Annotated in this window: 16 protein-coding genes and 1 pseudogene; 10 read left to right on the top strand and 7 right to left on the bottom strand. The window is 69.5% G+C overall.

Going from position 1 to position 15,675, the window contains the following annotated elements; translation table 11 throughout:
• The first annotated feature begins 5 nt into the window (after positions 1-5).
• Positions 6-1,091 (top strand): S-(hydroxymethyl)mycothiol dehydrogenase, encoded by a 1,086-nt coding sequence (locus MCHLDSM_RS20510; protein ID WP_048471763.1) that lies wholly within the window; start codon positions 6-8, stop codon positions 1,089-1,091.
• A complete protein-coding gene (locus MCHLDSM_RS20505; RefSeq protein WP_048471762.1) occupies positions 1,088-1,708 on the top strand; it encodes an MBL fold metallo-hydrolase in 621 nt (206 codons plus the stop codon). The genes MCHLDSM_RS20510 and MCHLDSM_RS20505 overlap by 4 nt, the downstream gene beginning before the upstream one ends.
• Here the strand turns inward: MCHLDSM_RS20505 and MCHLDSM_RS20500 are convergent.
• Positions 1,702-2,349, bottom strand: coding sequence for a hypothetical protein (locus MCHLDSM_RS20500; protein WP_053083041.1), 648 nt, complete (start codon positions 2,347-2,349; stop codon positions 1,702-1,704). The two genes, MCHLDSM_RS20505 and MCHLDSM_RS20500, sit on opposite strands and share 7 nt — an antisense overlap.
• A 68-nt stretch (positions 2,350-2,417) precedes the next feature.
• Here MCHLDSM_RS20500 and MCHLDSM_RS20495 point away from each other — a divergent pair, with 68 nt between their 5' ends.
• Positions 2,418-3,506 (top strand): class I SAM-dependent methyltransferase, encoded by a 1,089-nt coding sequence (locus MCHLDSM_RS20495; RefSeq protein ID WP_048471791.1) that lies wholly within the window; start codon positions 2,418-2,420, stop codon positions 3,504-3,506.
• Positions 3,507-3,512: 6 nt separating this feature from the next.
• Here the strand turns inward: MCHLDSM_RS20495 and MCHLDSM_RS20490 are convergent, their stop codons facing one another.
• Genes MCHLDSM_RS20490 through MCHLDSM_RS39605 form a run of 3 tightly spaced genes read right to left on the bottom strand, consistent with a single transcriptional unit; the run spans position 3,513 to position 6,144 of the window.
• Complete coding sequence (locus MCHLDSM_RS20490; protein ID WP_048471790.1) at positions 3,513-4,541, bottom strand: NAD(P)H-dependent amine dehydrogenase family protein; 1,029 nt, start codon at positions 4,539-4,541, stop codon at positions 3,513-3,515.
• A 53-nt stretch (positions 4,542-4,594) separates the two neighbouring features.
• A complete protein-coding gene (locus MCHLDSM_RS20485; protein ID WP_048471789.1) occupies positions 4,595-5,632 on the bottom strand; it encodes a glycoside hydrolase family 183 protein in 1,038 nt (345 codons plus the stop codon).
• Positions 5,623-6,144, bottom strand: a complete 522-nt coding sequence (locus MCHLDSM_RS39605; protein WP_048471788.1) for a hypothetical protein — start codon at positions 6,142-6,144, stop codon at positions 5,623-5,625. The genes MCHLDSM_RS20485 and MCHLDSM_RS39605 overlap by 10 nt, the downstream gene beginning before the upstream one ends.
• 102 nt (positions 6,145-6,246) lie before the next feature.
• On the opposite strand from MCHLDSM_RS39605, the gene MCHLDSM_RS20475 reads away from it, so the two are divergent.
• Genes MCHLDSM_RS20475 through MCHLDSM_RS20455 form a run of 5 tightly spaced genes read left to right on the top strand, consistent with a single transcriptional unit; the run spans position 6,247 to position 12,009 of the window.
• Positions 6,247-7,791, top strand: coding sequence for an ABC transporter substrate-binding protein (locus MCHLDSM_RS20475; RefSeq protein ID WP_048471787.1), 1,545 nt, complete (start codon positions 6,247-6,249; stop codon positions 7,789-7,791).
• A 2-nt stretch (positions 7,792-7,793) separates the two neighbouring features.
• The gene (locus MCHLDSM_RS20470) at positions 7,794-8,762 is read left to right on the top strand and encodes an ABC transporter permease (RefSeq protein ID WP_048471761.1); all 969 of its coding nucleotides are present in this window, start codon (positions 7,794-7,796) and stop codon (positions 8,760-8,762) included.
• On the top strand, positions 8,759-9,637 hold the full coding sequence (locus tag MCHLDSM_RS20465; protein ID WP_048471760.1) for an ABC transporter permease: 879 nt from the start codon (positions 8,759-8,761) through the stop codon (positions 9,635-9,637). The genes MCHLDSM_RS20470 and MCHLDSM_RS20465 overlap by 4 nt, the downstream gene beginning before the upstream one ends.
• Complete coding sequence (locus MCHLDSM_RS20460) at positions 9,634-11,238, top strand: dipeptide ABC transporter ATP-binding protein (RefSeq protein WP_048471759.1); 1,605 nt, start codon at positions 9,634-9,636, stop codon at positions 11,236-11,238. The genes MCHLDSM_RS20465 and MCHLDSM_RS20460 overlap by 4 nt, the downstream gene beginning before the upstream one ends.
• A 30-nt stretch (positions 11,239-11,268) precedes the next feature.
• The gene (locus tag MCHLDSM_RS20455) at positions 11,269-12,009 is read left to right on the top strand and encodes an SDR family NAD(P)-dependent oxidoreductase (protein WP_048471758.1); all 741 of its coding nucleotides are present in this window, start codon (positions 11,269-11,271) and stop codon (positions 12,007-12,009) included.
• Here MCHLDSM_RS20455 and MCHLDSM_RS20450 read toward each other — a convergent pair.
• Positions 11,976-12,551, bottom strand: coding sequence for a TetR/AcrR family transcriptional regulator (locus MCHLDSM_RS20450; protein WP_048471757.1), 576 nt, complete (start codon positions 12,549-12,551; stop codon positions 11,976-11,978). The genes MCHLDSM_RS20455 and MCHLDSM_RS20450 overlap by 34 nt on opposite strands.
• A 163-nt stretch (positions 12,552-12,714) precedes the next feature.
• Here MCHLDSM_RS20450 and MCHLDSM_RS20445 point away from each other — a divergent pair, with 163 nt between their 5' ends.
• Positions 12,715-13,947, top strand: a complete 1,233-nt coding sequence (locus MCHLDSM_RS20445; protein WP_048471756.1) for a cytochrome P450 — start codon at positions 12,715-12,717, stop codon at positions 13,945-13,947.
• Positions 13,948-13,960: 13 nt separating this feature from the next.
• Positions 13,961-14,716 (top strand): hypothetical protein, encoded by a 756-nt coding sequence (locus MCHLDSM_RS20440; RefSeq protein WP_048471755.1) that lies wholly within the window; start codon positions 13,961-13,963, stop codon positions 14,714-14,716.
• Here the strand turns inward: MCHLDSM_RS20440 and MCHLDSM_RS40505 are convergent.
• Together MCHLDSM_RS40505 and MCHLDSM_RS37365 are read right to left on the bottom strand one after the other, a co-directional pair.
• Positions 14,695-14,974, bottom strand: a pseudogene (locus MCHLDSM_RS40505) (HNH endonuclease); the annotation flags it as partial. The gene MCHLDSM_RS20440 and the pseudogene MCHLDSM_RS40505 overlap by 22 nt on opposite strands.
• Before the next feature lies 1 nt (position 14,975).
• Positions 14,976-15,628: HNH endonuclease signature motif containing protein (locus MCHLDSM_RS37365; protein WP_412178260.1), on the bottom strand; the 653-nt coding region annotated here is incomplete at its 3' end.
• Positions 15,629-15,675 lie beyond the last annotated feature (47 nt).

Genomic DNA, 15,675 nt, shown 5'->3' with positions numbered 1-15,675 from the left:
CAGGCATGACTCAGACGGTGCGCGGAGTGATCTCTCGGACGAAGGGCCAGCCGGTCGAGGTGGTGGACATCGTGATCCCCGACCCCGGACCGGGTGAGGTGGTCGTCGACATCCAGGCCTGCGGTGTGTGCCACACGGATCTGCACTACCGCGAGGGCGGCATCAACGACGAGTTCCCGTTCCTGCTCGGGCATGAGGCCGCGGGCATCGTCGAGTCCGTCGGGGAGGGCGTCACCAACGTCGAGCCCGGCGACTTCGTGGTCCTCAACTGGCGCGCGGTGTGCGGGCAGTGCCGGGCCTGCAAGCGGGGCCGTCCGCACCTGTGCTTCGACACCCACAACGCCGCGCAGAAGATGACGCTGACCGACGGCACCGAGCTGACCCCGGCGCTGGGCATCGGCGCGTTCGCCGACAAGACGCTGGTGCACGAGGGCCAGTGCACCAAGGTCGACCCGGCGGCCGACCCGGCCGCGGCGGGTCTGCTGGGCTGCGGCGTGATGGCCGGGCTGGGCGCGGCGATCAACACCGGCGCGGTCAACCGGGACGACACGGTGGCGGTCATCGGCTGCGGCGGCGTGGGCGACGCGGCGATCGCGGGGGCCCGGCTGGTCGGCGCCCGGCGCATCATCGCCGTGGACATGGACGACCGGAAGCTGAACTGGGCCCGGGAGTTCGGCGCCACCCACACGATCAACGCCAAGGAGCTCGACGCGGTCGAGACGATCCAGGACCTCACCGACGGGTTCGGTGCCGACGTCGTGATCGATGCGGTGGGCCGGCCCGAGACGTGGAAGCAGGCGTTCTACTCGCGCGACCTGGCCGGCACCGTCGTGCTGGTCGGCGTGCCGACCCCGGACATGACGCTGGAGATGCCGCTGATCGACTTCTTCTCCCGCGGCGGTTCCCTGAAGTCGTCCTGGTACGGCGACTGCCTGCCCGAGCGCGACTTCCCGACGCTGATCAGTCTGTATCTGCAGGGCCGGTTCCCGTTGGACAAGTTCGTCTCCGAACGCATCGGCCTGGACCAGATCGAGGACGCGTTTTCGAAGATGCACGCCGGCGAGGCGCTGCGTTCGGTGGTGGTGTTGTGAGCATCCAACGGCTCGTCACCAGTGGCACCTTCGAACTCGACGGCGGCAGCTGGGAGGTGGACAACAACATCTGGCTCGTCGGCGACGACAACGAGGTGGTGGTGTTCGACGCAGCCCACACAGCCGACCCGATCATCGACGCGGTCGGTGGCCGTCATGTCGTCGCGGTGGTGTGCACCCACGGCCACAACGACCACGTCACCGTCGCCCCTCAGCTCGGAGCTGCCCTCGACGCACCGGTGTTCCTGCACCCCGCCGACGACGTGCTGTGGCGAATGACCCATCCCGACAGTGACTTTCGCGCCATCGCCGACGGTCAGACGTTGCGCGTCGCCGGCACCGAGCTGCGCGCCCTGCACACTCCCGGGCACTCCCCCGGCTCGGTGTGCTGGCACGCCCCCGACCTCGACGCGGTGTTCAGCGGCGACACGCTCTTCCAGGGCGGCCCCGGCGCCACCGGGCGGTCCTACTCCGACTTCCCCACCATCCTCGAGTCGATCTCGGGCCGGCTCGGCGCGCTGCCCGGGGAGACCGTCGTCTACACCGGCCACGGTGACACCACGACCGTCGGCGACGAGATCGTGCACTACGACGAGTGGGTCGCCAGGGGTCACTGACCTCCCCGCTCGTCGAGGGGCGGGTACTCGTACACCGGCGGCGGAATCGGCCCCGGCCATTTCGGTTCATCGAGGATCACCGGTCCGGGCACCGGGCGCGCCCGCCGGCCCACCCGCACCCGCCACGCGACCGCTCCGGCGAGCGCGACGGCGCCCACCCCGGCGAGCGCGCCGAAGACCCACATCGGCCACCCCGGCGAGCTGTCGCGGCCGAACGACAGGCGCGGGTTGATGTAGCCGCCGACGTCACCACCGGTGCGGACGCCGTACACGCCGGCGCGCGGGATCTGCGCCACCCAGATGCGCACGTGCACATCGTTGTTCACCGATGTCGTGGTGCCGATCGTCTCGGTGATCACCGGGTCCGGCACGCCCTCGGGCGGGTCGATGCCGAGCTTGAGCGGCGGCACCGGGAAGCCGCCGCCGACACCGCCCGTCACCGCGGTGTGGAAGCTGATCGTCACCTCGCCCGCAGGCAGACTCACCCGCCCGGACCCGGGGACCCGCACCTCGCCGTACGCGTCGTAGTCGTCGAACACGAAGGCGCCCAGCGCCAGTGTGACGATCACCCCCGCCACACCGACCACCAGCGCCAGGACGGCGCTGATCATCGCGATGCGCGGCCCGACACGTCCTGTCATGGGCGACAGTTTCGCACGCGCCGCGCTTTCGGCGGCGCGGGTGACGCTCGGGGACTACCGTGCAGAAGATGCCCGAGTCGAGCATCGTGGTCCGGCCGGAACCGGTCGGCAGCGGCACCTACACCGCCGCGTCGCGGCTGCAGGCCGCCGGTCTGGCCCGGGCGATCGAGATCTTCTCCGAGGCCGCCGCGGAGGTTCCGCTCCCCTCTCCGCCGCAGCCGATCGTGATCGCCGACTACGGCGCGGCCAGCGGACACAACTCGCTGCTGCCGATCGGCGCCGCAATCGGCGTGCTGCGCAGCCGGACTCGGCCGGAACACTCGGTGCTCGTCGCGCACACCGATCGCCCCGACAACGATTTCACCGCACTGTTCCGCACGCTGGAGGAAGATCCCGACACCTATCTGACGAAAGACCGCGCCGCGTTCGCCTCGGCGGTCGGTCGCTCGTTCTACGCGCAGATCCTGCCGTCGAACAGCGTCAACCTGGGCTGGAGTTCCTGGGCGATCCAGTGGTTGAGCCGGGTGCCCGCCCCGATCCTCGGAGGCCACCTGCAGGTCGCCACGTGCGGCGACGAGGAGGTGCAGGCCGCCTACGCCAAACAGGCGGCGCGCGACTGGCACGAGTTCGTCGCGTTCCGGGGCCGCGAACTGTGCCCCGGCGGACGCCTGGTCGTGACGACGATGGGCATCGGCGAGGACGGCGAGCTCGGGTTCCGCCCGCTGTTGACCGCGATGGCCGACACGCTCGACGAGATCGCGGGGGCCGGACTGGTCAGCGCCGAGGAGGCCGGCCGCATGTGCATCCCGACCTTCGCCCGCCGGGCCGCTGACTTCGCGGCACCGTTCGCCCCGTCAGGTCTGTTCGAACGCCTCGAGATCTCCCACCTGGAGATCGTCGACGCCCAGGACCGGTTCTGGGAGCGCTACCAGGCCGACGGTGACGCAACGGATTTCGGCGCGCGGTGGGCCGGGTTCGCACGGGCGTCGACGTTCGCGGCGCTGTCGACGGCGCTCGAGGGCGGCCCGACGGATCCCCGCGTGGCGCAGCTGCACGACAGGCTGGAGAAGGGCATCGCCGCGCGGCTGGCCGCAGCGCCCGAGCGCACCCAGATCCCGCTGGCGTACGTGGTTCTGGTCAAACGGCCCCGCGGCTGAGCGCAGTCAGCGGATCGTCCCCGCGCCCGGGATCAGCGGCAGGTCCAGCGCGGTGACCCACCCGGGGGACAGATCGTTGACGGCCGGGACGGCGTTGAGCGCCCGCAGCCCGGTCGCCAGGCAGCCGGCCGCGGCGGCATCCCGCCCGGAGCCGTCGGTGAACCGGAACGCCGTCTCCTGGAAGATGCTCGGCGTGCCCTCGATGTCGACACGGTAGACGTCGTTCTGGTTGCCCGACGGCCACTCCGGCGCCGCATCGTTGCCGATCCGGTTGACGTGCTCGAGTTGGATGCGGGTCTCTCCCCGATACACCCCGTTGATCGTGAACCGGACGGCCGCGACGTTGCCCGGCGCGATGACGCCCTTGGCGGTCGTGCGCTCGGTGGGCGTGACCCACTTCTCCCACGTCGTGGTGATCTCGTCGAGCATGATGCCCGCCGCGTGCGCGATCATCGGAACCGTTGCGCCCCAGGCGAACACGAGAATGTCGGAGTTCTCCAGCATGGGCCGGTACTCCGGCGGCTTGCCGATGCCCATCTCGCGGTCGTAGTCACCGGTGTAGTGGGTGTAGTCGAGCAGTTCCGACGCGCGCACGGTGCGCACCTCCGAGCACAGGCCCATCAGCGTCATCGGGAACAGGTCGTTGGCGAAGCCGGGGTCGATACCGGTGGTGAAGCATGACGACTCGCCGAGTTCGCAGGCGACGGTGACGGGTTCGATCCAGTTGGGCGGGTTGAGGTGCATGGTGGGCCAGATCCACGGCGTCATCGCCGTCGAGCACACGTCGATCCCGGCGCGCAGGAAGCGGGTGATCACCTCGATGTTGACGTCGGCGTGGGCCGCGGTCGGCCCGTAGTGCACCAGCGCGTCGGGTTTCAGGTCGATCAGCGCGTCGATGTCGTCGGTTGCGCTGATACCCAGCGGGTCCGGCAGCCCGCAGATCTCCCCGACGTCGCGGCCGACCTTGTCGGGGTTGCTGACCCCGACACCGACGAGTTCGAACAAGGGATGCTTGACGACCTCGGCGATGACCATCCGGCCGACGAATCCGGTCCCCCAGATCACCACCCGCTTCGTGTCTGCTGTCGTCACAGGTTCCGCCTCTCCTCGTGCTGTCTGGTGTCGTGCAGGGTGACGCTGAATTGCATGGCGCGGTAAGGCCATCCGGTGTCGGTGTGCCACTGCGACACCACCAGGCCGACCCCGCCGGGGACGTCGAGGCGCGAGCCGGGCAGCAGGTACCCACCGTAGAGCTGGGCGATGCGATTGCCGGCGTGGTCCTCGGCGTGCCACCCGCAGCCGCGCACCGGCAGCTGCAGGGGCGCGGTGTGCAGGTCGGCCACCGGGGAGTCGATGACGCGGTATCCGAGCGCGTATCGCGAGGCCAGGAATCCGCCGAGGACCCAGGTGCGCGGCGCGAGCCGACGGAACGTCAGCTCGCCCCACCGCTCACCGGGTGGCGTGATCGGAGTGGCTTTGCGACCCCATCCCCATCGGCCACCGGTGAAGCCCCACGCCGAGTACTTCGCGCGGTCAGCGATGTCCGACGGCCGCACCCGCATCGCGATGATGCCCTTGTCGCGCTGAAATCCGGTGGCCATCACGTACACCCAGCCGCCGTCCGGGTCGAGGTCCCATGACCAGCATTGCGCATGACCGTGATGCAGATCCGCCGGGAACGTCGCGTTCTCCCCGACGGCGCGCCACCGCCGCCCGCCGTCGTCGGAGCGCCAGAGCTCGGTGCGCAGCACGTTGCCCAGCCCGCGATTGACGATGGCGTGCAGATAGATCGTGTCCCCGAGCCGCAGCAGATCCGACGGGATCACGGTGCTGACGCCCGCCTGGTCGTGGACATAGGGCAGCAGTTGGCGGGCGTAGTCCGGATCCGGGCCGCCGGCACGCTCCCACACGATCGGCGCGCGGGCGTCGCCGCGGCCGATCAGCGCGACGGGTGACCGCCAGTCGCCCCGGCCGACGCGGCTGCCCGAGAACGTATCGCCGAAGACCGCCAGCAGCGACCCGTCGGCGGTCCGCACGCACGCACCCAGGTCGGCGCAGGTCACGCCCCACCGATCGGAGACGCCCGGACCGGTGATGTCGGCGACCTTCCCGATCGTCAGAAGCAGCGCCGCAGTCCGCCCGGCTCGCAGATCAGCGGGTAGCGGTCGACCGGGATCGGCAACGGTTCCTTGAAGGCCAGCGTGAACGGGGTGTTGATGATCCCCGGCGGCAGGCCGCAGTTGCCGGTGTGGGTGACGCTGCGGGTGCCGGTCATGGTGACGTCGTCGAACTTGATCACCTCGACCGTCGGCGCCCAGGTGCCGTCGGGGCATTGCATGCCGCGGTCCTTCGGTGTGGTGAAGGCCCACATCCCTCCGGTCAGCACGGCGTCGCCGCCGGTCACCCCGTTGGACCCCTGGATGTGCAGCCGGCACCCGACGGGCAGGTACAGCGGCTCGCGCAGATCACCGACCACCGGCACACACGACGGGTAGACCGTCCACAGACCCGGCGTCCCCTCGGCGGGGGTGTAGGTGAAGATGCCCTCGATCACCTGGTCGGCTTTGGCCGGCACCGGCAAGGTCAGGGCCGCGCCGAGAGCAACCAGGAGGGCGGCCAGAGCGCGCAGGATCGTCACGCGCACGAGTATTTCAGTCGGGAACGGACAAAGTCACGGGTTTGTCGTGTCAGGCCATCGGGTAACAGACTTCGAGCAGGCTCGAGTCCGGGGTGATACATGATGGCGAGGACCGCGGTGTGGACCGCTGTCCTCGCCATTGTCATGATGGTGGCCTCGGTGACCGGGTGTTCGACGGGCCGACGGGTCGATCTCGGTGAGGGCGCCGCAGGCTCGTTGGTCGCCGCGATCGCCGGGGAGCCCGATCAACTCGATCCGCACAAGACCACGGCCTACTTCTCGTTCGAGGTCTTGGAGAACGTCTTCGACACGCTGGTCGAACCCGACGGGAACCTTCAGATGCGGCCGGCGCTGGCCACGTCGTGGGAGGTCAGTCCCGACCAGCGGGTGTGGACGTTCCATCTGCGTCCGGGGGTGAAGTTCCACGACGGTACGCCGCTCACCGCCGATGACGTCGTGTTCTCGTACCGCCGGATCATCGACGAGAAGCTGGCCAACTCCGACAAGTTCAGCGCGGTCACGGCCGTCGAGGCGCCCGACCCGACGACCGTCGTGATCCGGGTCAGCAGGCCGACGCCGAACATGCTGACCAACATCGGCGGCTTCAAGGGCATGGCGATCGTGTCGCGACGCAACGTCGAGAGCGGCCAGATCGCCACCCATCCGATCGGCACCGGTCCGTTCCGTTTCGCGGGACAGAAGAGCGGCGACTCGATCTCGCTGGTGGCCAATCCGGACTACTGGGACGGTCCACCCGGGGTGCCCGGCGTGACGTTCCGGTTCATCTCCGAGCCGTCGACAGCGCTGTCCGCGCTGCAGGCCGGTGAGGTGGACTGGACGGATTCGATTCCGCCGCAACGGGTCAGGCAGCTGTCCGACGACGACTCGCTGCGGTTGGCGGTGACCCCGAGCAACGACTACTGGTATCTGGCCCTCAACGAGGCGCACGCCCCGTACAACGACGTGCGGGTCCGCCAGGCGATCGCCTACGCGATCGACCGGGATGCGATCGTCGCGGCGACCAGTTACGGCACGGCGAAGGTCAACGAGCTCGCGATCCCCGAGGGCAACCCGTGGTACACGCCGTATGACCGCTACCGCGAGGGCGGCGTCGACAAGGCGCGCGAGCTGCTGTCCGAGGCCGGTGTCACGCCGGGCGATCTCGACATGCTGGTCACCACCGAGTATCCGGAGACGGTGACCGCGGCGCAGATCGTCGCCGACAACCTCGCGCCGCTCGGCTTCACGGTCAAGATCCGCACCGTCGACTTCGCGACGTGGCTCGACGAACAGAACTCCGGTCACTTCGACATGCTCATGCTGGGCTGGCTGGGCAACATCGATCCCGACGACTTCTATTACGCCCAGCACCACACCGACGGCAGCAGCAACGCGCAGAAGTTCTCCGATCCCGAGGTGGACCGGCTGCTCGACGCCGGCCGCGTCGAGACCGACCACGCCGCCCGGGTGGCCGACTACGCGCGCGCCGCGACGCTGATCGCCGACAAGGTCAGCTACATCTACCTGTACAACTCGTCGGTGATCCAGGCCTGGAATCCGGCACTGACCGGATACGAGGCCCGCCGCGACGGCGCGGTGCGCTTCCGACACGCCGTGCTCGACGCCGACGGAAGCGCGTCGCGATGAGCATGCCGACGGTCCTGACCCATCCGATCCTCCGGTTCGTCGCGCGCCGGGTGCTGTACTCGCTCGTCGTGCTGGTCGGTGTCACCGTGGTCGTCTTCGCGCTGGTGCACCTGGTGCCCGGAGATCCGGTCCGTATCGCCCTGGGCACCCGCTACACCCCCGAGGCCTACGACGCGCTGCGCACCGCTAGCGGGCTGGACCGCCCGATCGTGTCGCAGTTCTTCGGATACGTCGGCTCGGCGCTGACCGGGGATCTGGGAGTCAGCTTCCGCAACGGCGACCCGGTGACGGTGACGCTGCTCGAGCGGCTGCCTGCGACGCTGTCGCTGGGGCTGGCCGGCATCGTCATCGCGCTCGCGATCGCGCTGCCGGCGGGAACGTACTCGGCGTTGCGGGAGGGCCGTATCAGCGATGCGATCGTCCGGGTGACCAGTCAGTTCGGCGTCTCGGTGCCCGACTTCTGGACGGGCATTCTGCTCATCGCCCTGTTCGCGACGACGCTCGGCTGGCTGCCGACGTCCGGGTACCGCCCGCTGTTCGACGATCCCGGGGGCTGGCTGCGCCACATCATCCTGCCCGGGCTGACCGTCGGCGTGGTGGCCGCGGCGATCATGACGCGCTACGTGCGGGCGGCGGTACTGGAGGTGGCCGCGATGGGCTACGTGCGCACCGCGCGGTCCAAAGGGCTGTCCCCGCGCGTCGTGACGTTCCGGCACACGGTGCGCAACGCGCTCGTGCCGATCCTGACCATCACCGGCATCCAGCTCGCGACGCTGCTGGGCGGCGTGATCGTCGTCGAGGTGGTGTTCGCGTGGCCGGGGCTGGGCAGGCTGGTGTACAACGCGGTCGCGGCACGCGACTACCCGGTGATCCAGGGTGCGGTGTTGCTGATCGCGGCGCTGTTCCTCGCGATCAACCTGCTCGTCGACGTGCTCTACGCGGTGGTCGACCCGAGGATCCGGCTCGCATGACGACCACCGACAGCACCCGCGTCTCGTCGTGGCGGCTGCTGCTGCGCAACCCCGTCACCGCGGTCAGCGCGCTGGTCCTGCTGGCCGTCGCCGTCATCGCGGTCAGCGCCAATGTGATTGCGCCGCAGGGAGTCAACGACGTCGATGTGCCCAACGCGCTGCGCCCGCCCAGCGGCGGGCACTGGTTCGGCACCGACGAGCTGGGCCGCGACGTGCTGTCCCGCGTGCTGGTGGCCACGCAGGCCTCGATGCGGATCGCCGTGGTCAGTGTCGCGTTCGCCGTCGTGGTCGGGGTGACGGTCGGCGTGCTGGCGGGCTATCGCGGCGGCTGGCTGGACACCGTGCTGATGCGCGTCGTCGACGTGATGTTCGCCTTCCCGGTGCTGCTGCTCGCGCTCGCCGTCGTCGCGATCCTGGGGCCGGGGGTGACGACGACGATCCTCGCGATCGGCATCGTGTACACACCGATCTTCGCGCGGGTGGCCAGGGCGAGCACCCTGGGCGTGCGCACCGAACCGTACGTGGCGGTGTCGCGCGCGATGGGCACCCCCGATCTCATGATCCTGCGCCGCCACATCCTGCCCAACATCGCCGGACCGCTGATCGTGCAGACGTCGCTGTCCCTGGCGTTCGCGATCCTGTCCGAAGCCGCGCTGTCCTTCCTGGGGCTCGGAATCCAGCCTCCGCAACCGTCGTTGGGCCGGATGATCTTCGACTCACAGGGCTTCGTCACGATGGCCTGGTGGATGGCGGTGTTCCCGGGCGCGGCGATCGTGGTGATCGTGCTGGCGTTCAACCTGCTCGGCGATGGGCTGCGCGACGTGCTGGATCCCAAGCAGCGCACCATCGCCGAGGCCAGGAGGGCGCAGCGATGACGGTGTTGACCGTGCAGGATCTCGGCGTGCGCATCGGCGCTCGCACGATCGTCGACGCGGTGTCGTTCGAGGTGGCCCGCGAGCAGACGGTGGGCATCGTCGGCGAATCCGGGTCCGGCAAGACGATGACGGTGCTCGCCGCGACCGGTCTGCTCGACGCGCCGGGGGCGCGGGTGTCCGGGTCGAGCACGCTCGGTGGTGACGAGCCGGTGCAGCTCGTCGGTGCCCGCCCGCGGACCTTGCGCAGCGTGCACGGCTCCCGCATCGGGTTCGTCTTCCAGGATCCGGGCACCTCGCTCAATCCGCTGCTGACGCTGGAGCGCCAGATCACCGAGTCGCTGGAGACACACCGCCGCGTGACGCGCCGCGAGGCGCAGTCGCGGGCGTTGGAACTGCTCGAGGCGGTCGGCCTGCCCGAGCCGGCGACGCGACTGCACGCCTACCCGCATCAGCTGTCGGGCGGCCAGCGTCAGCGGGTGATGATCGCCATCGCGCTGGCGTGCGACCCGGAGCTGCTCATCGCCGACGAACCCACCACGGCCTTGGACGTCACCACCCAGGCCCAGATCATCGAGTTGGTCCGCACGCTGCAGCGCGACTTCGGCACTGCCGTGGTGTGGATCAGCCACGATCTCGGCGTCATCGGTCAGGTGGCCGACGAGGTGACCGTGCTGCGCGAGGGCACCGTCGTGGAGCAGGCGCCGATCCTCGACGTGTTCGACCGGCCGCGCGACGACTACACCCGCGATCTGCTGGCCGCCCGACCCGTGCTGAATGTGTCTGGGCCACAGGCGGTTACCGATGCCGACCCGCTGCTGGAGGTCGACGGGCTCGACGTGTCGTTCACGGTGTCGACGCCGGTGGGCCGGTCGACCGTCCACGCGGTCAAGGACGTGTCGTTGCGCATCCGCCGCGGGACCACATTGGGTCTGGTCGGGGAATCCGGCTCGGGGAAGTCGACGGTCGCCGCGGCGCTCACCGGACTGGTGAAGCCCGACCGAGGCACAGCCACTCTGGCCGGTGCGGACATCTTCGGGGTGAAGCGGGCCGATGTGAAGGCGCTGCGCCGACGGATCGGGCTGGTGTTCCAGGATCCGTTCTCGTCGCTGAATCCCCGTGCGCGCGTGGAGTCCTCGATCGCCGAGCCGCTGGCGGTGCACCGGCTGGTCGACGGCGCCGCGGCGCGGCGGGCGCGGGTGGCGGAGCTGCTCGACCTGGTCGGCCTGCCGGCCGAGTTCGCGCAGCGCTACCCGCACGAGCTCTCCGGTGGACAGCGGCAGCGGGTCAGCATCGCGCGCGCGTTGGCCGCCGAGCCGGATCTGCTGATCCTGGACGAGGCCACCGCGTCGCTGGACGTGTCGGTGCAGGCGCGCGTCCTGGACTTGCTGGCGCGGCTGCAGGGCGAGCTGGGGCTGGCGTACCTGCTGATCGGGCACGACCTGGCGGTGATCCGGCAGCTGAGCCATGACGTGCTGGTGATGCGCGACGGCGAGGTGGTGGAGAACCGGCCCGCCGACGAGCTGTTCACCGCGCCCGAGCACGAGTACACGAAGGCGCTGCTGGCGGCGGTGCCGCCGGTCCGTCCGCGCGCCGCGGTCTGAGCCCCGAGGGGCCCATGAGAAGGTCCTTCCATGAGTGAGCTCAGCGGCAAGGTCGCATTGGTCACGGGGGCGTCGGCGGGGCTGGGCGCGGCGACGGCCCGGCTGTTCGCGGAGAAGGGCGCGACGGTGTTCGGCATCGCCCGGGACGCGTCGCGGATGGCGGAGGTGTTCGCCGACGTGCCGGGCAGCGCGTTCGCCTCGGTGGACATCTCGTCGCGGGAGGCGTGCGCCGGGGCGGTGGCCGAGTGCGTCGAACGGTTCGGCCGTCTCGACGTGCTGGCCAACATCGCCGGGTTCCACCGCATGCGCCACACCGCGACGATGACCGATGAGGATTGGGACGTCGACCTCGCGGTGAACCTGACCGCGCCGTTCGCGCTCTGCCGCGCCGCGCTGCCGCACCTGCTGGAAACCGGGGGCAACATCGTCAACGTCTCGTCGATCGCCGGCGTCGAGGGTGAGGTGTACTCGGCGGGCTACTGCGCGGCCAAGCACGGGCTGGTCGGCTTGACCCGGGCGCTGGCCATCGAGTTCACCAAGGAGCGGCTGAGGGTCAACGCGGTGTGCCCGGGCGGCATGCCGACCGCGCAGGCCACCGAGTTCGAGGCACCCGACAACGCCGACTGGGACCTGATCATGCGCATCGCCTCACCGCGGGGGTTCATGGCGACCGAGGATGTCGCGAAGGTGATCGCGTTTCTGGCCAGTGACGACGCCGCCGCGATCCACGGTGCGGTCTACCGCGTGGACAACGGCAAGGGTGCGGGCTGACCGAGGAAGCGCCGCACCATCTCCTGCTCGGCGGCCGGATCGGCGACCGGCCAGTAGAGCAGCGAGAGCACCACGCGCACAATCCATTGCGCCGCGATCTCGTCGTCCTCGGCGATGCCGTTCAGTTCGGTGGCGAGGGCTCGCGTCAGCGGTGATTCGACGATCCAGGCCATCTCGGCTGCAGCGCGCATCGAGGTGATCAGCGCCTGACCGAGGGGGTCCGCTCTGATGCGTTCCAGCGCGACCGTCACCGCCGTCACGATCCGGTCGGGACCGGTCATCCCGTCCACCGCGGTCCGGACGGCCTCGACGACGCGCTCCGCGTTGCGTGCCAGCACCGCGTCACGGATCTGCGCCTTGCCGCCGACGTGCCGGTAGATCGTGGCCCGCGAACAGTGCACGCGGGCTTCGAGAGCAGCGATGTCGAGCGCCTCGATGCCGTCCCGCGCGATCAGCTCGGTGGCCGCGGCGTAAATCCGCTCGGCCGCCGCCGCCCGGCGGTCACCGACCAGCCAGTCGTTCGTCGCGCCGCGAGAAGCCACTGATCGATGTTCTCAGCGTGAGACGAATGGGTCAATGTTTCTCACCGTCGACACTGGTCGAGGCGCCGCGCTGAGACGGTTCCGGAGACCGCTCACGAGCTGGAGAGTTCATGTTTCGCTCACCCGTTGACTCGGGCGCGGCACGCCACTCAGCCTGAGTCACATGACAGTTGCCGACGGCCGGCTCGGCGTGGCGTTGTTCGACGACCGGTTCATCCAGGACCCGTATCCGCTGTACGCGCGGATGCGCGCCGCGGGGCCCGTGCACCGCGTCGGCGACTCGGACTTCCACGCCGTCTGTACGTGGGATGCGGTTGCCGAGGCGGTTGCTCGCACCGACGACTTCTCGTCGAACCTGACCGGCACGATGATCTATCAGCCGGACGGAACCGTGGGGCTCTTCCCCATGGATGTCGTCGGCGGCCCGACGCAGGTGCTCGCCATCGCCGACGACCCGGCCCATGCCGCGCATCGGAAGCTGTTGATCCCGCAGTTGGCAGCCAAGCGCATCGGGGAGCTGGAGGCGTATGTCACCGGCACTGTCGCTGACCTCTACGCCGACGCCGTGCGCGCCGGAACCGTGGAGTGGATGGGAACTGTGGCCAACCGTCTGCCGATGATGGTGGTGTGCCGGCTGATCGGAGTCCCTGCCGAGGACGCGGACCAGCTGGCGGCGTGGGGCTACGCGAGCACCCAACTGCTGGAGGGTCTGGTGGGTCCCGACCAGCTCGCCGCGGCGGGCACCGCAGCGATGGAACTGGCCGCGTACATCGCGGCTCGATTCGAAGGGGTGCCGGAACCTGACACGCTGATGGGGAGTCTCGCCACAGTCTGCGCCGCAGGCGAACTCGATGCGCTGACCGCACAGATGATGATGGTGACGCTCTTCAGCGCCGGGGGCGAGTCGACCGCGTCGCTCATCGGCTCGGCGACCCACATCCTGGCCACCCGACCGGACCTGCAGCAGGCGCTCCGCGAGAACCCTGCCTCGATCCCGGCATTCGTGGAGGAGGTCTTGCGTTTCGAGCCGCCGTTCCGTGGCCACTATCGGCACGTGCTGCGCGACTGCGAGCTGCAGGGCTACCCGCTTCAGGCCGGCTCCCGGCTGATCCTGCTGTGGGGCGCGGCCAATCGGGATCCCGCCCATGTCGAGGCCCCCGACGAGATCCGGATCGACCGCCGAGACGGTAAAGGACACATCGCTTTCGGGCGGGGGGTGCACTTCTGCGTCGGCGCATCGCTGGCCCGCCTCGAGGCCCGGGTCGTGCTCGAACATCTGCTGACCCACACCCGCGGTTTCGAGGCCGTCGGCGCGGCGCGGTGGCTGCGTAGCCTTTTGGTGCGCCGCCTGGACACCCTGACGCTCTCCATCGACCCGGCGCAACTGCGCCCGTAGCGGGGAGGCGTCGATGTGGATCGTTGGTGACCTCGACACTCGCGCCGTGACATTGGATTTCAGTTCCTCGGATGGGCCCCACCAGAGAGTGACCCAGATCGTCATCGACGGCGCTGTCTTTGCGAATGCCGCCGAACTCTCGTCGTGGGGCGCCGCGCGGGTGCAGGTCCACCTCTGCGAGCAGTGCGGCATGGAGCACTGCTCCAGTGGCAGCTGGTTGGTCGTCCGCAACGTCGGCATCGGGGTCGCGTTCCTGCCCGCCTTCGATGAGATGCTCGCCGATGAGTGGGCGCGAAACGAGTATGCGCCGCCGTACTTCGAGCAGGGCATGCCGATCTTCACCCCGGACGACTATGCGACGCTGCGTCGTTGGTGCGTCGGGCTACCGCCGATGGACGCCCTGCAGCACTTGACCGGCGATGAGATCGTGCGCTTGTTGCAGTGGGAAGCGCCCGCGCACGCGCTGGGGGTCTTTCCGGCCGACGTCGAGCTCGATCAGGACTTGGTGCTGGCGTCCTCCGATGGCGAGATCGCTGGTGCGGTTGCTCTGTTGGAGGAGGCGATTGAGCTCACCCGCGGCGCGGGCCGCGCATCACTGGAACCCAGCGCATTGTCAGCCCAGGCAATCACGTTGTACCTCAACGCATCTGGAACGCCAGCATGGTCACCCCTCTACGTGGTCAACGACCGACCTCGCCTGTCAGCGCCGACAACCGGCTACCTCGTCGAGGCGTTACCGCACGCCATTCAGAACGGTGGGGGTTCGTAGGTGGCGGCCAGCCAGGCTTGTCGTTGGCGTTCCTGTTCGGCGTTGAGTTCCAGGCGCCGCCGGCGTTCCTGTGCGATCCGCTCGCGGCGGTCCTGTTCTCGGGTGGTCTTGCGCATCGGCATCATCGCGGTGCGCCCAGCACCGTCGACCGGCGTCGAGGTCGTTACGGTGCCGGTCGATACCGCCAACCCGGGGAACAGCAGCCCACCCAGGGCCTCCGTGGTGTAGACATGCCCAGTCGGCGCCGTGATCACGATCNCTGGTGGAACTGCGCAACGTGGTCCGCGGCATCGGCATCATCGCGGTGCGCCCAGCACCGTCGACCGGCGTCGAGGTCGTTACGGTGCCGGTCGATACCGCCAACCCGGGGAACAGCAGCCCACCCAGGGCCTCCGTGGTGTAGACATGCCCAGTCGGCGCCGTGATCACGATCGTGCCGTCGGGACGCTGCTCATCACGCCAGCCGTTCGGCCCGGTGTAAAACGTCTTGATCAAATGATCGGTACGGCAGTAATGCTTCAACCCGGAAGCGTGCGTCGGCCCGAACGGCCACGACGTCGTGTGGTCCAGATCGCACCCGGCCACCGGACGGTCACACCCCGGAAAGCGACACGTCAGATCCCGCCACTGCAGGAAGTCCCGCAGCCCGGCCGAAGGCCGATAACCAGATTCGGGCTCACCGCTCGGGACACGCACCGGCTTGAGCTTCGCCGTCGCGGCGGCCTTGCGGACCGACTCGGCCGGCAGCACCCCGAACCCGGACAGATACCCCGGCCGCCGACTGGCCCCCTCCACGGTCGCCTGCTCAGCCAACACATGCACGACCACCTGCGCCGCGGACTCCCGCACCGTCACCGCCGGGCAGTCAGCTGATCCGCACAGGCAGGCCAACGACCCCTCACCACGCCCCAGCGCGCCACACGCCGCGGCGCGCCGCTGCGCCTTGGAGCGGGGATCGT

It is taken from the genome of Mycolicibacterium chlorophenolicum (assembly GCF_001044235.1).
Taxonomy (GTDB): domain Bacteria; phylum Actinomycetota; class Actinomycetes; order Mycobacteriales; family Mycobacteriaceae; genus Mycobacterium; species Mycobacterium chlorophenolicum.
The sequence above is the reverse complement of the archived record's forward strand: the minus strand, read 5'-3'. Positions and strand labels throughout refer to the sequence as shown.